Annotated in this window: 13 protein-coding genes and 3 pseudogenes; 11 read left to right on the forward strand and 5 right to left on the reverse strand. The window is 60.8% G+C overall.

Going from position 1 to position 16,023, the window contains the following annotated elements; all coding sequences use genetic code 11:
- Positions 1-444: 444 nt before the first annotated feature.
- From MF410_RS27585 to MF410_RS27615, 7 genes and pseudogenes are all read left to right on the forward strand, one after another.
- Positions 445-1,487: pseudogene (locus MF410_RS27585) on the forward strand (ABC transporter substrate-binding protein).
- Positions 1,488-1,496: 9 nt separating this feature from the next.
- On the forward strand, positions 1,497-2,396 hold the full coding sequence (locus tag MF410_RS27590; protein WP_222135033.1) for an ABC transporter permease: 900 nt from the start codon (positions 1,497-1,499) through the stop codon (positions 2,394-2,396).
- Positions 2,393-3,195: pseudogene (locus MF410_RS27595) on the forward strand (ABC transporter permease). The gene MF410_RS27590 and the pseudogene MF410_RS27595 overlap by 4 nt, the downstream one beginning before the upstream one ends.
- On the forward strand, positions 3,192-4,280 hold the full coding sequence (locus tag MF410_RS27600) for an ABC transporter ATP-binding protein (protein WP_097629527.1): 1,089 nt from the start codon (positions 3,192-3,194) through the stop codon (positions 4,278-4,280). The pseudogene MF410_RS27595 and the gene MF410_RS27600 overlap by 4 nt, the downstream one beginning before the upstream one ends.
- 120 nt (positions 4,281-4,400) lie before the next feature.
- A complete protein-coding gene (locus tag MF410_RS27605) occupies positions 4,401-5,267 on the forward strand; it encodes a TauD/TfdA family dioxygenase (protein WP_239620645.1) in 867 nt (288 codons plus the stop codon).
- 41 nt (positions 5,268-5,308) lie between these two features.
- Complete coding sequence (locus MF410_RS27610; RefSeq protein ID WP_097629528.1) at positions 5,309-5,962, forward strand: dimethylmenaquinone methyltransferase; 654 nt, start codon at positions 5,309-5,311, stop codon at positions 5,960-5,962.
- Positions 5,959-6,822, forward strand: a complete 864-nt coding sequence (locus tag MF410_RS27615; RefSeq protein WP_222135034.1) for a carbon-nitrogen hydrolase family protein — start codon at positions 5,959-5,961, stop codon at positions 6,820-6,822. The genes MF410_RS27610 and MF410_RS27615 overlap by 4 nt, the downstream gene beginning before the upstream one ends.
- A gap of 4 nt (positions 6,823-6,826) precedes the next feature.
- Here the strand turns inward: MF410_RS27615 and MF410_RS27620 are convergent.
- Positions 6,827-6,970, reverse strand: a pseudogene (locus tag MF410_RS27620) (helix-turn-helix transcriptional regulator); the annotation flags it as partial.
- Between the two features lie 158 nt (positions 6,971-7,128).
- On the opposite strand from MF410_RS27620, the gene MF410_RS27625 reads away from it, so the two are divergent.
- Together MF410_RS27625 and MF410_RS27630 are read left to right on the forward strand one after the other, a co-directional pair.
- On the forward strand, positions 7,129-8,193 hold the full coding sequence (locus tag MF410_RS27625; RefSeq protein ID WP_222135035.1) for an ornithine cyclodeaminase: 1,065 nt from the start codon (positions 7,129-7,131) through the stop codon (positions 8,191-8,193).
- Between the two features lie 15 nt (positions 8,194-8,208).
- Positions 8,209-9,570, forward strand: coding sequence for an MmgE/PrpD family protein (locus MF410_RS27630; RefSeq protein WP_222135036.1), 1,362 nt, complete (start codon positions 8,209-8,211; stop codon positions 9,568-9,570).
- 136 nt (positions 9,571-9,706) lie between these two features.
- Here the strand turns inward: MF410_RS27630 and MF410_RS27635 are convergent, their stop codons facing one another.
- Positions 9,707-11,101, reverse strand: a complete 1,395-nt coding sequence (locus MF410_RS27635) for an amidohydrolase family protein (RefSeq protein WP_131711410.1) — start codon at positions 11,099-11,101, stop codon at positions 9,707-9,709.
- Entirely contained in the window at positions 11,091-11,801 is a 711-nt protein-coding gene (locus tag MF410_RS27640; RefSeq protein ID WP_097629530.1) for a response regulator transcription factor, read from the reverse strand. The genes MF410_RS27635 and MF410_RS27640 overlap by 11 nt, the downstream gene beginning before the upstream one ends.
- 660 nt (positions 11,802-12,461) lie before the next feature.
- Between MF410_RS27640 and MF410_RS27645 the strand changes: the two genes are divergently transcribed.
- Positions 12,462-13,157: a response regulator transcription factor gene (locus tag MF410_RS27645; RefSeq protein WP_239620646.1), complete on the forward strand. Its 696-nt coding sequence runs from the start codon at positions 12,462-12,464 to the stop codon at positions 13,155-13,157.
- Between the two features lie 406 nt (positions 13,158-13,563).
- The gene (locus MF410_RS27650; RefSeq protein ID WP_097629533.1) at positions 13,564-14,274 is read left to right on the forward strand and encodes an autoinducer binding domain-containing protein; all 711 of its coding nucleotides are present in this window, start codon (positions 13,564-13,566) and stop codon (positions 14,272-14,274) included.
- A gap of 24 nt (positions 14,275-14,298) precedes the next feature.
- Here MF410_RS27650 and trbI read toward each other — a convergent pair whose 3' ends face one another.
- Complete coding sequence (trbI, locus tag MF410_RS27655; RefSeq protein ID WP_222149001.1) at positions 14,299-15,579, reverse strand: IncP-type conjugal transfer protein TrbI; 1,281 nt, start codon at positions 15,577-15,579, stop codon at positions 14,299-14,301.
- Between the two features lie 125 nt (positions 15,580-15,704).
- Positions 15,705-16,022, reverse strand: coding sequence for a hypothetical protein (locus MF410_RS27660; protein ID WP_239620647.1), 318 nt, complete (start codon positions 16,020-16,022; stop codon positions 15,705-15,707).
- Position 16,023 lies beyond the last annotated feature (1 nt).

A 16,023-nucleotide genomic window follows, 5' to 3' on the forward strand; every position in this document is an offset into this window, starting at 1 on the left:
CGCAGTAAAGCGATGATGTTGCTGGCCACGAATTGCGGCATCGACATCGCGCGTGAGCGTTTTGCGGGCTTCATCGAGATGGTGCCGCACGGTTCCGCCTCTGGTATCGGCGACTATCGCCGTTCCGAAGCCCGGCCTTCCTCGTCTTGCCCACGCCAGGCATAGCACCGCGCGCGGCGAGAGCACGGGCCCTGGGGCGGGCAGCCGACCATGTTCATTCGACCGAAAGCGATCCGCGGGAAGACAACGCCGAACAGGATGCGGCGCCAAGCTTCGAGACACTACCCTGTGAATGCGAAATCGTCATCGCTGCCACTGTCGGGAGAAAACCGCGATAGCCCCGATTGATAGCTGCGGAGCAATAATCTTCGACGATCATTATTGGACCCTCGGCCGCCGGCTGTCCACCATCCCCACCGCAACAACAAAAAAGCGAGACGAGCCATGGGAACAAAGCAAAGCCGGATTCTCCTTTCGGCGATCATGACAGCGATCCTGTCCACCCCTTTGCGAGCAGAAACGCTCGTGGTCAACAGCTACGGCGGCCCCTACGAGGAGATCATAGAACAAGCGATTATCGAACCGTTCGAGGCCAAGTTCGGTATCGATGTCATTTATGATCCAGTCGGCTCGGCGTCGCAGGACTATGCGAAAATCAAGGCGACCGGGGGCCGACCGGAGTTCGATGTCGTCGTCATGACCGCTTCGCAGTCGCTGCAGGGCTGCCGTGACGGCGTGCTGGAGAAACTTGACGCGGCTGCGATCCCGAACCTTGCCAAACTCATGCCGAGATTGTCAGCCGCGGCCGGTCCCTGCGGTGCGGTGCACGAAGTGCAGTACATGTCGCTCCTCTACCGGAAGGACAAGCTTGCCACGCCGTCGTCCTGGTCGGCGCTCCTCGCCCCGAGCTGAAGGGGAGGATCGTGCTGCCGACGTTTCAAAACATCATGGCCATCTACCTCGTGGAGATGATGTCCGTGATCAATGGTGGCGACCTTGTCGACAATCTCGATCCGGGATTCAAGGCGATGGAAGCCGTCGCCAGGCAATCCATCGGATTCGAACAGTCATCTGCCATTCTCGAAAGCTACATCAAGGACGGCACGGTCTGGGCCATGCCTTTCTGGAACGGCCGCGCTCAACTCCTCGTCGATGCCGGCTTACCGGTTGACTACATCCGTCCCAAGGAAGGCACCATTCCCCTCATCGCCACGCTCAACGTGCCCGTGGGTGCGCAAAACAAGCAATCGGCCATGAAGTTCATCGATTTCTTCTTGGAAAAGACAAGTCAGGAAGCCTGGATCGGCGGCTATAAGGTCGGGAGCGCGCGAACCGACGTAGAGGTCCCGGAGGCGATTCGCGCGCGGCAGATCACCTCGGAAGCTGACCTTGAGACCCTGCTCCTTCCGGACCTGTCGCTCGTCGCCGAGCGCCTGCCGCGCTGGGCCGAGCAGTGGGACCGCGATGTCGTTCCCCAGGCAGACTGAGAGATCGCGATGAACACCATCACAGTTGCGGTTCCGGCGGCGTCTCTTTCTCCAATCCGAAGATCCTACAGTTTTATGGCTTTGACGCCAGCTGCCCTATTCCTGAGCGTCTTCTTCGCGCTTCCGATGGGAATGATGATCGGCATCAGCTTTTCACAAGAGGAGGTCGGTGGATTTTCCGTCGAGAGCTACCGACGGTTTTTCACCGATGGGCTTTCGGTTGCAGGATTCTGTCGCACGGCCGTCATGTCCGGACTGGTCGCGATCGCGGTTACCGTGCTGGGGTATCCGGTCGCCTATTTTCTGGCTCGTTCCAGAAGCCGGTGGCGCGCTCTCGTCTTTGCCCTTGCGCTTGCACCGGAACTTGCGGGCGTGGTGCTGCGGACCTACGGATGGCTGATCATTCTGGAAGACCGCGGCTTCATCAACGATGTTCTCCTTGACCTCGGTCTCATTTCGTCGCCGCTTCCGCTTTCGAAGAATCTCTTTGCGGTCGTGGTCGGCCTGACGCACGTCGTGTTGCCGTTCGGCATTCTCTCGCTGATGACGAGCATTCAGGGCATCGACGAAAGTCTGGAGCGCGCGGCTCAGATGCTCGGAGCCTCGCGCGTCTCCGTCGTCCGCCACGTCATCGTCCCGCTTTCCGTTCCGGGACTTGTCAGCTCGCTGCTGCTTTCGTTCACCATGGCCGCGAGCGCCTACGCGACACCCGCACTCCTTGGCGGCGCCGGTTTCAAAGTCCTGGCGACGATGATCTCCGAGCAGGTCCTCTTCTACGTCGACTGGCCCTTTGCCGCCGTCATGGCCAACGCGCTTCTCCTTCTGATGCTGGTGATCTCGTTCGTTGGCGTGCGGTTTGAAGCGCGGCACCGTACCAAACGAAGCGGCGCCGGGGGGGCCACGTCATGAACTGGCTACTCTCGGTCCTCTTCCGGCTCATGCTAGCCGGCGTCCTCACCTTCATCACGCTGCCACTTGCCGTCGTAATAGCGGCCTCATTCAGCCCGACCTCCGCAGTCACGTTCCGGCCGTGGGAGTGGACGGCGCGGTGGTACGGCGACCTTGTCTCGGAGCGCTGGCTTCTGCCCTTTCTGCTCAGCGTCAAGATTGCGGTGATCGTCTCTATCGTCAGCGGCATCATCGGCGTCATGGCAGCCTATGCCGTCTTCTATGAAAAGATACGTGGCAGTGAGGCGGCGATGTCGGCGCTTCTCTCGCCGCTGTCGGTGCCGCAGATCGTCAAAGGCGTCGCGATCGTCCTATTCCTGTCACTTGTCGGGCTGCAGTCCTTCCTTGGCACGCCTGCGCTCATCGCCGCCCACATCGTCCTCGCCCTACCCTTCGTCGTGAGAATGGTGGCGACGTCTATTGCGAACTTCGACCGCAATCTGGATCGGGCGGGTCAGATCCTGGGGGCGAACAAGCGTCAGCGGGTGCAGTACATTCTTTTGCCAGCGATCAGGCCTGGTGTGCTGTCAGGCATGACCTTCGCCTTCATCATCTCCTTCAATAACATTCCGCTGTCGGTGTTCCTGGTTCGACCAGGCGATACGACGCTGCCGATCACCGTCATCAACTACCTCGAATACAGCCTCGATCCGGTGATGGCGGCAGTCAATGTCGCGTCGATGATTTTCATCCTCGCGGTGATCTTCCTTTTGAAAAGATCGGCGGATTTTCCGTCAAACTCCATGGTGGCAGCAAATGAGCAGCGTCGATATTGAACTCGTCTCCGTCAGCAAGTCCTTCGGGGCGGTCTCCGTCGTGAAGGACATTAGCCTGCAGATCCCGCAGGGTGAGTTCGTCAGTATTCTCGGACCTTCCGGCTGCGGGAAGACGACAACGCTCAACATGATCGCCGGCTTCAACCAGCCGTCGGTCGGCGATATCAGGATCCGCGGGAGGAGCCAGGGCCGCATTCCACCAGAACGGCGAAATATCGGCTTGGTGTTTCAGAACTACGCGCTCTTTCCGCACATGACGGTCGCCGACAACGTCGGCTTCGGCCTCAAGATGAAAGGCACGGCGAGATCGGAGATCGAGACGAGCGTGGCATCGGCACTGCGAAGTGTTCATCTTGACGACTACGGCGCGCGCTATCCGAGGGAATTGTCGGGCGGACAACAGCAACGCGTGGCACTGGCGCGTGCCATCGCGCCACGCCCATCCGTCCTGCTCCTCGACGAGCCGCTCTCGAATCTCGATCTGAAGCTTCGAGAGGCCATGCGGCTCGAACTCAAGGAGCTCCAGCAGCAGCTCGGCATGACGTTCGTCTACGTGACGCACGACCAGGAAGAAGCGATGGCGATGTCCGACCGGATCGTGGTGATGTGGCAGGGGGTCATTGCCCAAACGGGCGGGCCCGCTTCGATCTACCGTCATCCGGCGAGCTCATTCGTGGCGGATTTCATCGGGAAATCGAACATCCTCACCATCGAAGGGACGAGCGAGCAGGAAACCACCCTCGACCTTCACCTGTCCGGGAGCGCGATCAGCTTGCGGGCAAAGCGCCCGCCGAACCGTCAGCAAGCCCGCTTCTGCTGCATCCGGCCCGAAGACATCGCGGTGCTGAACAACACTGGTGACGCCGGCGGGTGCAGCGTCAATCGTCTGTCCGGAACCGTGCGCCGAGTCATCAACCTCGGTCCGTCGCTGGAGCTCGCGGTCGAGATCGATCCGCATGTCGTCTTGACGGTGCTAACACGCTCATCGCTGTCGGCCTCACTTCCGGTTATGGGCGACGTCGTCGCGCTTTCCATCGACCCGGACGACATCCAGGTCCTGCCGGAATAGCCGATGACGATCGATACGCCACGCCTATCAATCCGATCCAATCGATATTGGCGATGCTTCCCTCGCCCGCCCTACGATCATCGCGACCTTAGAGGAAGGTCAGCAACAGGAGTTTTAGGAATGCTCACCAAAATCAGGCTTCGCGCCGTTCAGCATGCCAGCAATGTCTGCGGCGATATCGAGGGTTTCGACTTCAATGACTATGACGCCGACGACATCGCCGCGGTGCGAAAGTTCTGGCTGCAATATGGCGTCGTCCGTTTCAAGAAGGCGGGCATCACCGGCGCCCAGCAGGTGCAGTTCTCGCATCACTTCGGCGAGTTCGTCATCCATCCCAAGCAGCTGCAGGAAGGCGGGCATCCGACCCACCCGGAAATCCTGGTCATCAGCAATGCGATGAAGGACGGCAAGCCAAGCGGCGCGATGGGCAATAGCGAGGCGACGTGGCACACCGATACGTGGTTCTACGAACGCCCGCCGGCGGGCGCGATCCTGCGTGCCGTCGCTGTTCCGCCTTCAGGCGGCGACACCTATTTCCTCTCGACCTATATCGCTTACGACACGCTACCGGCGCCTCTCAAGAACGCCGTCGATGGGCGCCAGATCTTCTTCCAGAACGTCTACGACAAGACGGGCAAACTCAGACTTGGCAAGTCCACGCCGAAAAGCCAGGACTTCCGCGAATGGAGCGGCATCGTGCATCCGTTGGTGCGCACACATGGTGAGACCGGCCGCAAGGCACTTTACCTCGGTGGAACGACGGAAGGCGCTTGGATCGTTGGCATGAGCCGCGATGAGAGCGACGCGCTGCTCGCCGAACTGTGGGATCACACGACGAACACGAAGCATATCTTCGTGCAGCAATGGGATGAGGGCGACATCATGATGTGGGACAATCGTTGCACCATGCACCGCCGCAACTCCTTCGATCCCGCGTCGATCCGGATCATGCATCGCACCACCACTTCCGGCGAGCGGCCGGTCTGAGCCGATCAGGCACCACTGACCGAACAGAGAAAGCCCAATCGATGACAGCGTTCTATCAGATGATCGACAGAAGCCCTCCCCTGCCCGCTGACCTGATCGAGCGACTGTCATTGGTTGATACGGCGACCATCGGCCATGTCGAGCACCTGGGATTTGTCGGCGGTGATATCCGACCCCTATTTCCTGCCCGCGTGGCCGGTGCCGCCTTCACCGTCGCCGCTCCCGGCCGTGACGGCGTCATCATCTACAAGGCGATCGATCTCCTGTTGCCCGGTGACATCCTGGTGATCTCGCGCGTCGATCGCGACGACATCGCCTGCGTCGGTGGCGGTGTTGTTGCCGCCGCAAAGGCCAAGGGGGCTGCGGGCATCGTCATCGATGGTCCGTGCACGGATGTCGATGAGATCATCGCCACCGGCGTTCCCGTGTGGTGTCGCGGCGTCTCCGCCAAAACCACGAACCGCCAGTTTCAGATTGGCGGCTCGCTCAATGTTCCAATTGCCTGCGGCGTGGCCGCGGTTCTGCCTGGCTATGGGGTGCTTGCCGACAATGAAGGTGTGTTCGTGGCCGATCGCGACCGCATGCGGATCCTCGCTGACGCGGCATTGGAGCGCCAGAAGCGCTCGGTGGCTGTCCGGTGTCATTTGGCCTCCGGCCGGTCGATCTTCGATTTTGACAAGGAGCCGAGGTCTTGAAAATCGCCCTCGTTCAAATGAGTTCGCAGCCCGATCGTGCCCATAATCTTGCCGAAGCCGCGCGACTGATGCGCGAGGCTATGATCGGCAGACCCGACCTGATCGTGCTGCCGGAACATTTCGACTGGCTTGGCGGGACGGTCGCGGACAAGAGGCGCGCGGCGGACCGCGTACCAGGTGGCGAAGCATATGACCTCGTTCAGCAGTTCGCAAAGGATAACGCTGTCTGGGTCCATGCCGGTAGCCTGATGGAGCGCCGCGGCCAGGATCACCGTGTTTACAACACCACCGTGGTGTTCAACGCCACGGGCGAGCAGGTCGGCCTCTACCGAAAGATCCACCTCTTCGACATTACCGCACCCGATGGAAAGACCTATTCCGAGTCTGCCGCGGTGGCGCCGGGGCGCGACCTGTTCATCTATGAACTCGACGGCCATCGGATCGGCTGTGTAATCTGCTACGACCTTCGTTTTTCGCGCCTGTTCGATCGCCTCGCGGAGGAAGAGGTCGATATCTTCGTCCTGCCCGCCGCTTTCACCCAGCAGACCGGGCAGGCTCATTGGGAGGTGCTGTGTCGGGCACGCGCGATCGAATTCCAAGCCTATTTCGCGGCCTGCGGACAGTGCGGAAGCTATGCGATGCCGGACGGAGAGCTCCGCCGGACCTTCGGTCATTCCATGGTGTGCGATCCGTGGGGGCAGATTGTCGCGCGCGCCGAAAACGACGTCTGCGTGCTTGTGGCGGAAATCGACCCCGCTCGACTGCCTGAGGTTCGGCGCCTGATCCCGATGGCCGAGCACCGCGTTTTGCTCGCGGATAGGCAGGTTCGCCTGTCCCCTGGGACCAAGCCAAGGCGTTGAGATATCATCCCTGCCGCGGCTCGTCGATGCGGCCAAATTCGACGTGACCGACCTCGAGCGCCCGGGCCAGTTCGTGGAACATCACGATCGTTGGATAGCGCTTTCCTCTTTCCAGATCGCTCAAAGACTGCTGGCTGAAGCCTGGCCGCGGGCCGACCAGCTCCGGCGGACGTGCCTCCTCCGTCGCCGAAACTTTGCCTTCTCTTTATCGACAATGCGGAAGCTTCATCAAAGCTTGATCTAGCGGCCCGCAGGCAGGTGCTAGGTTCTGCCTCGAGGAACGACGTCTTGTCGTTGGAGGAAACAATGTTCGACACTAGCACGGACGGCGATGTCCGCTTTCTCACCCGCCAGGATTTGCAGTCGGCTGGCGCGGAGCTCACGATCGCGGAAATCCATGCAGCCATAGATGCTGCATGGGCGGATATCAACAGCGGGCTGGCTTTCGGGGGAAAGGCCGTCCTCTCGCTTCCAGAGGAGGAGTTCTGGCAGCGGGAGAGCGTCGCCCCATTCAGGCGCGACTTCGTCGACGAGCGCCTCGGCTGGAAGCTGTCGGCTCTCTATTGCGTCAATCCGACCCATGGCGGCGTCAAGATCATCGGCGCAAACGCCTTCAATCGGCATCTTGGCCTGCCTCGCTCGACGTCGACTGTCGTCCTTTTGGAAAAACGGACGCTTCGGCCCTTGGCGATACTCGACGGGACGGCGATTTCCGCGCTGAGAACGGGCACCTATGCGTCGAAGGTGGCTCAGCTGTTTGTTCGCAGCCAGGCACCTGTATCGGGCTTCATTTTCGGATCGGGACCCGTCGCCCGAAGTGTGGTCGAATGCCTGAACCTCGCCTGTTCCGACTTGATTGGAGACATCTTCATCCGCAGCCGATCGATTGAAGGCGTGGAAAGACTTCTGTCGGACTTCGCCGATCGGACATCTTTTCGGCTTCACGCCGTAACCGACAACCAAAGGCTGAAGGAATGCGCCCTGCTGATTACCGCCACGAATGCCCGCCAGCCGCTGTTTGAGGACGAGGAGTTGAACAGGGATGCGGTGACGCTTCATCTTGGCGGAGACGAAGTGCCCGAAACCTATCTGCAGCGAGCCTTGAAAAGCGGGACCGTCGTCTGTGACGACATCCAGACGGTCTCGCGCAGAAACTCGCAAAGCATTGCCCTCCACTTCTCCCGAAAAGGGCTTTCTCTGGAGGAGATCGGTCCGTTGCTTGGCGTGCGGGAGCTCTCTGCGCCGATCGACTGGGTCCGAGAGGCGGACACGCCGGTTTGCGTAACCTGCGTCGGCCTGCCGATGCTCGACCTTTATGCCGTGCAAGCGACCTATGAGAAATACCTCGCTCGCACGCAGGAAAATGCCTGAAGGGCTGTCCGAGCGATGAATACGCCCACAAATTCCATGTACACCACGCACCTCCTCGCCGAGCACGTCCATTCGCTCTCCTCAGCTCCGCCTGCGGTCGGCACTCGTGACACTGCCTTGCGCTGTATTCTCGATCTTGTCGGGGCGGCGGTTGCTGGTTCCGCCCTTCAGTGCAGTCGTGCGGCCCGTGATAGCGCTGCCGCGCTCTTCGGCAAAGGCGAGGCGGCCATTTGGATGACGGATCGGACAGTGATGCCCATCGCGGCCGTGATCGCCAACGCGACCGCGGCGTCGGCGCTCGACCTGGACGACGGACACCGCGCAGCGCGAGGACATCCGGGCGCCTGCGTTGTTCCAACCGTCTTGACGTTAGCGCCGTTTGCCAGCGTCTCGGCCGATGACGTCCTGTCGGCAATCGTTTCGGGCTATGATGTCGGCGTCAGAGTGGCGGCGGCCCAAAATGCCCAAGGAATTCAGACCCGGCAGTCGGGACGGTGGGCCGCTTTGGCCGCGGTTGCGGCAGCGGCGTCACTCTTCAAGGTCGAGCCGCCATTGATCGCGCAGGCGCTTTCGATCGCAGGCGTGCTTGCCCCCAACCAACAGGCCAATGGAAGTTCGGGCTACTCCCGGCTCACAGGCAATGACGTCAAGGAAGGGATTCCCTGGAGTGCCGCCACCGGTCTCATGGCTCTCGACCTCGCCCGCAAAGGCTATACTGGGCCGGAAGATCTGCTCGATCATCCCGGCTACTACGACAGGCAGAGGATACTGGAAGGACTGGGGCAGCGTTTTGAAATTTGCGGCACCTATTTCAAGCCTTATGCCTGTTGCCGCTATATACACCCGGCGCTCGATCGCCTCTTCGATCTTGTGAAGGTTCACGAACTGAGGGCCGCGGACATTGTCTCGGTGGAGGTAGAGACCTTTGGCTGGGCGCTCAAGCTCGGCAACGTGCTTTCGCCCGCGAACCTTGTCGACATTCAATATAGTCTTCCCTATTGCGTCGCCATTGCAGCGATCGATGGCCGCGGCGCCCTTGCTCCCGTCAGCGACAGCCTTCTTCATCGGCGGGACCTCACTGAACTCGCGCGACAGGTGAAGATCACCGTCAATCCCGAGATCGACGCGCTCTTTCCCGCCGAGACGCTGGCGAAGGTGACTGTCGAGACACGACGGCACAAGTACGTCTCGGTACTGGATGGCCCCACCGGCGATCCCCAGCGTCCGATGGACTGGCACGCGATCGAAGAGAAGTTTTTGCGCGTCACGCGGCATGTCCTGTCGCCTTCCAAGCAAGAGGCGATCATCGATGGCGTTCTCGGCCTCGCGGGTGGAGAGCTAGACCCATTTCTACGGCTTCTGCGCTTTCCAGGGTAGGACACGGTACCGAACCAATGCCGGCCACTATCCTTGCCGGCAGATGAAACTGACGCAATGACGGGCATCGCCTCGGGCGGTCGACACCTTATTGCGCACGCTGTCAGGGCCGCCGAGGTCGGCGTCCTACGCCCCGCTAACGGCGCTCTCCCATGGCGTAAGCGTGCAAATCCCCAACCCCCATCGCCCCGTTGAACACCACAAGCTGCCCGTTTGCCACGACATGGCGGACACGACCGAGATTGTGGGTCTCAACGATGACCACGTCGGCGCGTTTGCCCTTTTCCAGCAAGCCACGATCGGCCGCAAGCTCCGGGAATGTTTTCGAGACGTTGCCGGTCGCAAGCGCGATCGCGGCCGGCAGCAAAAGCTGGCTCTTTCGCACCATTCGCTGTATGGCCGATAGTATACTGTCCCAGTCGCCACCGGCAAAATCCGTCGATAGGGTATCGACGAGCCCCGCTTCGACCAGAGCATCGATATTTGCGGTGTCGTTGCGCCAGCGTGTTTCGATGCAATCGAGCGTCGAGACGTCGATTGTGACGCCGCGCCCCCTCAGTTGCTGGCCGAAACGCACTGCCTCTTGGGGAAGGAACATCGGGTGGTTCGAATGCCCGGCGATGATGCGGGCCTTTGGATATGTCTCCGCAAGCTTGAGCAGTGTCGCCGCGGTGGGTGCCGCATTGTGAAAGATTGCCGGAAAATCGAGGCGTTCAGACGCTGCCGCGATCTCGTCAAAACCCTTCAGTGACAGCGCCACGGGTGGCATCACCGTGTCGCGGATCAGCTTTATGAGGTCGGACGCGCCAATCTTAGCGGCGAGACCGCATTCGATCAGAAGAGCATTGAGCCGCGGAAGATCGGGAAAGCCACGATCGAGATAGCGGCCGAGAACGGCTTCCTTGAGTGCGCGCGCCTCTTTCGGATGGATTGATATTCCGGTAGCGGCCTCGATAGCTGCGGGTATGAAGCGATAGTCCTGTGCCCCGCCACCGAGCGTCTGCCCGCCGCCTGCTTCTCCGAGTGCCTTTGCACCTTTGTCGACCATGTCATCGATGCGCGCGATCTTGTGCCGCTTCGATAATCCGCCGCCATCAATCGCGATCGCCGCAGCCAGATTGCTCGCGGTATGCGCCGTCGTCAGATGGATATCCATCGCATGGCGTCGGTTCGAGGGGCCATTGATCTCGTCCGGCAGCGCCAGGCCGCAGACGTTGAGCAGGGTTGTTGTCCCGGAGAGGAGATGTCTGTTTCTGAAGTAGTCGACATCCGTGGCCCGGAGGGGCACCGACCCGCTCGGCATGGACGGACCGTGGATGCACCCATGAGCATGCGCATTGACGATACCGGGAATGACCGTGCATCCGGTGGCGTTGAGGACGATAGCCTCGCTTCCGGCATCAGCCTCACCCCGAGCGACGTCGATGATTGTTGTCCCACGGATGCGCACGACCCCACGGTCGTGGAGCGTCGTTCCATCGCCGGTGACAATTCGTCCGCCGACGATGACGATTTGAGTGTCAGGGGGCATTCGACGGGACCTCTGTTTCCGACCAGCCGGTTGCCACCAGTCCATAGCCGACACCGCGAACCGTCCTGATCGGATCGGTGGGCGCGACCGCCGCCAAGGTCTCACGCAGCCGACCAATGTGAACGGTGATGGTTTTTGGATCGACGAAGACACCTGCCGGCCAGGCCGCCGACGCGAGCTCATGCCTCAGATAGATGCGCCCAGGATCTTTGAGCAGATGCAGCAGAATGGCGAACTCCAGACGCGGGAGGTGCAACTCGACGCCCCGCCTCCAGACCCGCCGCGCCAGCACATGCATTTCGATGTCGCCGCACGATAATCGCTCCTGCGAAGCGCCTGACTGTGATGAAAGCGAGTTCAATGCGCGCAGGAGGTGGTCCGGGGAAATGGGCCGCACGAAGCTTTCGTCGGCGCCGGCATTGAGGAAATCGGCATATTGCCGGGCGGAGTTGGCCTCGACCAGCGCGATGACCTTCAGTCCTGCCGTCGTCGCATCGCCTTTCAAGCTTCCGCAGGCGGAAACCGAATTCGCCACCCTGCCATCGATCACGACGCCCCGCACTCCGGCGGTCCTTGCCGCGGCGATCGCCTCGTTCGCGCTGGTCGTCAGGAGCGTCTCAAAGCCGGTCTGCCGAAGTATATGGCGGGCAAACAGGCAGAAATCCGCGTCCGTTGAACCGATGACAATGGTCGGCTTCACTGGGCTTTCACCGAGGGTTGTGCGGAGCGTGAGGCCGTACGATCCCACGGTGTCTGAGGAAATTCAAATGCTGTCTGCGCCTTACGTATTAAGATTTATGTCCCGCGTTCCGCGCTGTTTCAGGCCGATTGATCGTGATTTCGCATGGATGCCGTTCGAGCAGAATTGGAAAGCCCAGGCGAACGCGCGCATCCTCTTTCCATCAGCGACAATCGGAGATGAACATGAGTGTGGCGCGATCGGTCAGCATGAGGAGCTTGGATGATGCTTCTCCTTCACCGTCGAATGGCCCGCCCTCCCCGCGAGCAGGCGTCAGCGGCTCTGCCTGTCTTGACTGCGTTGCCTGCCGGCGGCGTCTTTCGGGGAATTGTCCGGTGCGCGCACTCCCAGAGCAGGAACTGTCACGGGCGGGCTCGGCTGGCGATTGACGAGGTCAGATCGCGTCATTGACGTCTGAAACACGCCTGTTGCCATCCTCGGCCTATGAGACGAGGCATGTCAATGCCCGCAGAATTGCAGGTTGGCATCGGGAAGCCAACCTGCGATTTGTTCAGCATCGGCGACGTCAACGCACGTTGCCGATAGCGCGCCAGCAAACCGTGGACGGCGGGAGTGGGATCGGGCACCGGGAAGCCGCATCGAGAGAAGAAAACGGAGATCATGATCGCGGCTGCAGGCGGGGACGTCGGGCAGACGCTAGCGGACGCGGTCATCCACGAGGGCATGATGGCTACGACTGTCACTTTCGGTGCGCGGGCGCGTGCCCTCACCGGCAGGCACCGGTTTGATCTGATGATCCTCGATGCCGTCGTCCGGCCCGAAGATGCGCTTCATCTGTGCCGGCAAATCCGTACCCTCAGCACGATCCCGATCATCGCGGTCGTTGCGCAAGGGCGTGAGGACATCATCCTTGCCGCTTTCGAAAGCGGAGCTGATGATTGCGTCTCCAGTCCCTTCGGGACGAGGGAAATGATTGCCAGGATCCGCAGCGTGTTGCGACGGGCATCGCATGATCGCGCGATGCACAGCCTGCCAAAGCCTTTCCGATTCAATGGGTGGCGCCTCGACACATGGCAACGCACGTTGCAGCGACCGGATGGGGCCGTGGTTAACGTGACGGCGGCCGAGTTCGACCTGCTCGTTGTCTTTTGTCAAAACCCCGGCAGGATACTCAGCCGGGAAGAATTGCTTAGCTCTACTCACGCAGGTCTGGCGGGTCCCATTGAACGGAGCATCGACGTTCACATCAGCCGATTGCGACACAAGATCGAGGACAATCCCCACAACCCAAGCCTCGTCAAGACCGTGCGGATGGGCGGCTATTTCTTTGCCGCGGTTGTTGAAACCGATGGATAGCAAGCCGTAGCGGGGGTGTGAGCGCGGCTCTGTGAACGAGCTGAATTTGCGCGAACGTTTGAGTCTGCGACGCCTGGAGCCAATACCCTGCGTCGCCGAGCGCAGCGCCCGCGCCTGATCGTCAAGTGCGCCGCACGAAATGAGTGCCCGGAAGATATCCCACGGGGGCCGCAAGCTCGTCGCGGCCTGCTTGGGGCGCGAGAGAGCGACAATATTAAGTTTTGTTGCTCGGGGCGCCAACAGGTTGAAGGACATTTGTGACACATCTAAACCGATCAGCGCGGACGCCACGCAAACGCGTGCAGTTTGAGTTTAAAAATCACCAAGGGAGATCCTTATCGCTGAACGGCCATCGCCGATGCGTCGCCCGGGTCGCCAGCCAGATTTCCAGGGAGCAAGTGGTCCCATGCATGGAAGTTCTCTTTTCGATCGATTGATCGACGCGACGGTCGCCGCCGCCAACGAACATTCCCTCAAGACGGCATTGAGCGACGTTGCTCGCGCGCATGGATTTGAGCGTTTTGCATACCTCAATCTCCATACCGCAAAGAGCTTTGCCGTCTCCACCTACCAGAAGGAATGGCAATCGCTTTATTTCTCCCGTTCGTATATGGCCATCGATCCTGTGGTGACGGCAGCCAAGCGACTGCGGCGGGCTTTCAGATGGTCGGTCGATGTTGAACGCCGGCGCGCGGACGACAGCGTCAAGGAATTCTACGATGCCGCGGCTGAATTCGGAATCCGGTCAGGTCTGTCGATTCCCATCTGGACGGGGTTTGGCCAGTTTGCCATCTTGACGCTGGCCTCAGCCAGGCATCTGGAGACCACGGGACCGGACGATCTCGACACGGTCGGCGCGGCTGGCGCGGCGGCACTGATACATGCCCGGCTCCAAGGCACGACTACGCCCACCCAAAGACCCGACTTCATTTTTTCCGATCGCGAGGCGCTATGCCTGCGATGGGCGGCCGAAGGCCTTCCGATGCACTCCATCGCCGATGTGACGGGCCTGACCTATCACACCGTCCGCTGGGACCTCGATCGAGTAAAGGCCAAGCTTGGCGTCTACACCCAGAAACAGGCCGTGGCGGTCGCAAGCCGGTTCGGGCTGATCTGACGGCCTAGCTGGCGCGCATATAGATCAGTTGCGATAAGCCCCCGGGAAAACGACGTCCTGGTCGACCAGCACGTTGAACTTGTAGCCGGGCCTGATTTGAAGTGTCGGCTGGACGTCGAGGTTTTTGCCCACGCTCCGTTCGGCTAACCGTCCGAACACATCCGCGAAATTCCGCCGGGCAGCGTCCGAGGCGGTATCCTCCGTCGAACTCTCCGGCATGGCCATGTCGACCCCTGTGCCGATAAGAGCGATGAGAACCGCCGAACCGAACGTTTGAAGGTAATGCCGATCGATTTGGTCCCGAAAGCCACCATAGCCTTCAGCGTCCGTCCCTGCCATGCCGCCGAGCTTTAGGGTCGAGCCGTTGGGAAAGATGATATCGGTCCAGACGACCAGCACGCGCGACTGACCGAAAGAGATCTTGTGATCGTAGCGGCCGAAGAGCTTGGCACCTTGCGGGACGAGCAACTGGTGGCCCGTGGCGCTGTCATAGACATTCTGGCTTGTCTGGGCGGTAATCCGCCCCGGAAGATCCGAGCTTATACCGGTCATCAGCGTGGCTGGGATGACCGAACCGCGTTTCAGCTCGTAGCGGGAAAGCTGAGGCACCACCTTGTTCGGCAGATAGCCGATATCCTTGATGTCCTGGTTGAAGAATGATTCTTTTGCTGACTGCATGTTGGGATCGCCGTTTTGCCCTGAAAGTCCCGCCTGCATCGCCGCGGCGTACAGGTTGGAGGCCCCCGCAGGTGTTTTTGCGCTTTGGGTATTCGCCTGGGACGTATCGGGGCCGGAAAGATCCTTTAGACTGACATCGATGGCAAGTGGTGAATCGAGCGCCGCGGCTTTGGCTTGAAGACGTGCCATTTGCTGGCGATGGCGCTCCCGCAGGAATTGCTCTCGCTGCTCGCGCCCGAGGCGGGCAAGCCATTCTTCTTCCGACTCGAGACCGGGTTTGTTGCGCGCCCTTTCGGTTTTTTCGGTTTCGACCGTCTGTTGCGGCTTCTCTTCTTGCCTGTTGCTGACAGGTGCCGGCTGATAGATCTGTGTCTGCTCGGGATCGCCGATGATGGCATCCTTGACGCCTCGCTTCAGCTGATCGGCATAAGTGGAGGCCGGCGCGTTCGAGGCCTGACCAATGCCATCCGCCCCTTGAAAATAAAACCCGCGCGACGAAAGACCATAGCTGATCACGCCGAGAAAGAGCACGATCAGGGCGATGGCGACGATGATCGGGATTCGGTTCAGCCGCCTGTTGCTGCTGTCCTTGTTTGAAGCGCCGCCAAGCTGAAGCGATTGGACCACCCCCTCCCCTCCCCTAATTGCGCCTGACGGAGACGGGGCTGGCCGGCGATGCGCCGGTCGCGCTTGTGGCATAAGCCCGCGCGAGTTCAACCGAACCTGCCGATATCGAAACAAGCGCCTGGCCTTCAAGGTCGTCTACGCCATAGGTTCAGGGCAACCATGCGCTTCTTCTCGTCGATCCCCTGCGCCGTCACGACCTCATAGCCCCACGCCTTCAGGGCAGCTTCAATGGCTTGCCCGAAGGGCGTGGCGTCCCCATTCCATTTGACCCTGTTGATCCCCGGGTCGACCTGTTCTGCAAGCCGACCGACCATATCGCCTGCGATCGCGCTGGCGGCAGGGTCGGAGAGGTCTGGCGAGGCTGAGGTGGCGGTAGGGCCGTCCGCGGCGGTCGTGCAGCCTGACAGCAGGCACCCGATGAAAGAAAGTAGGAGGCTTCGCATG

The sequence above is a fragment of the Rhizobium sp. C104 genome, assembly GCF_022354505.1.
Taxonomy (GTDB): domain Bacteria; phylum Pseudomonadota; class Alphaproteobacteria; order Rhizobiales; family Rhizobiaceae; genus Rhizobium; species Rhizobium redzepovicii.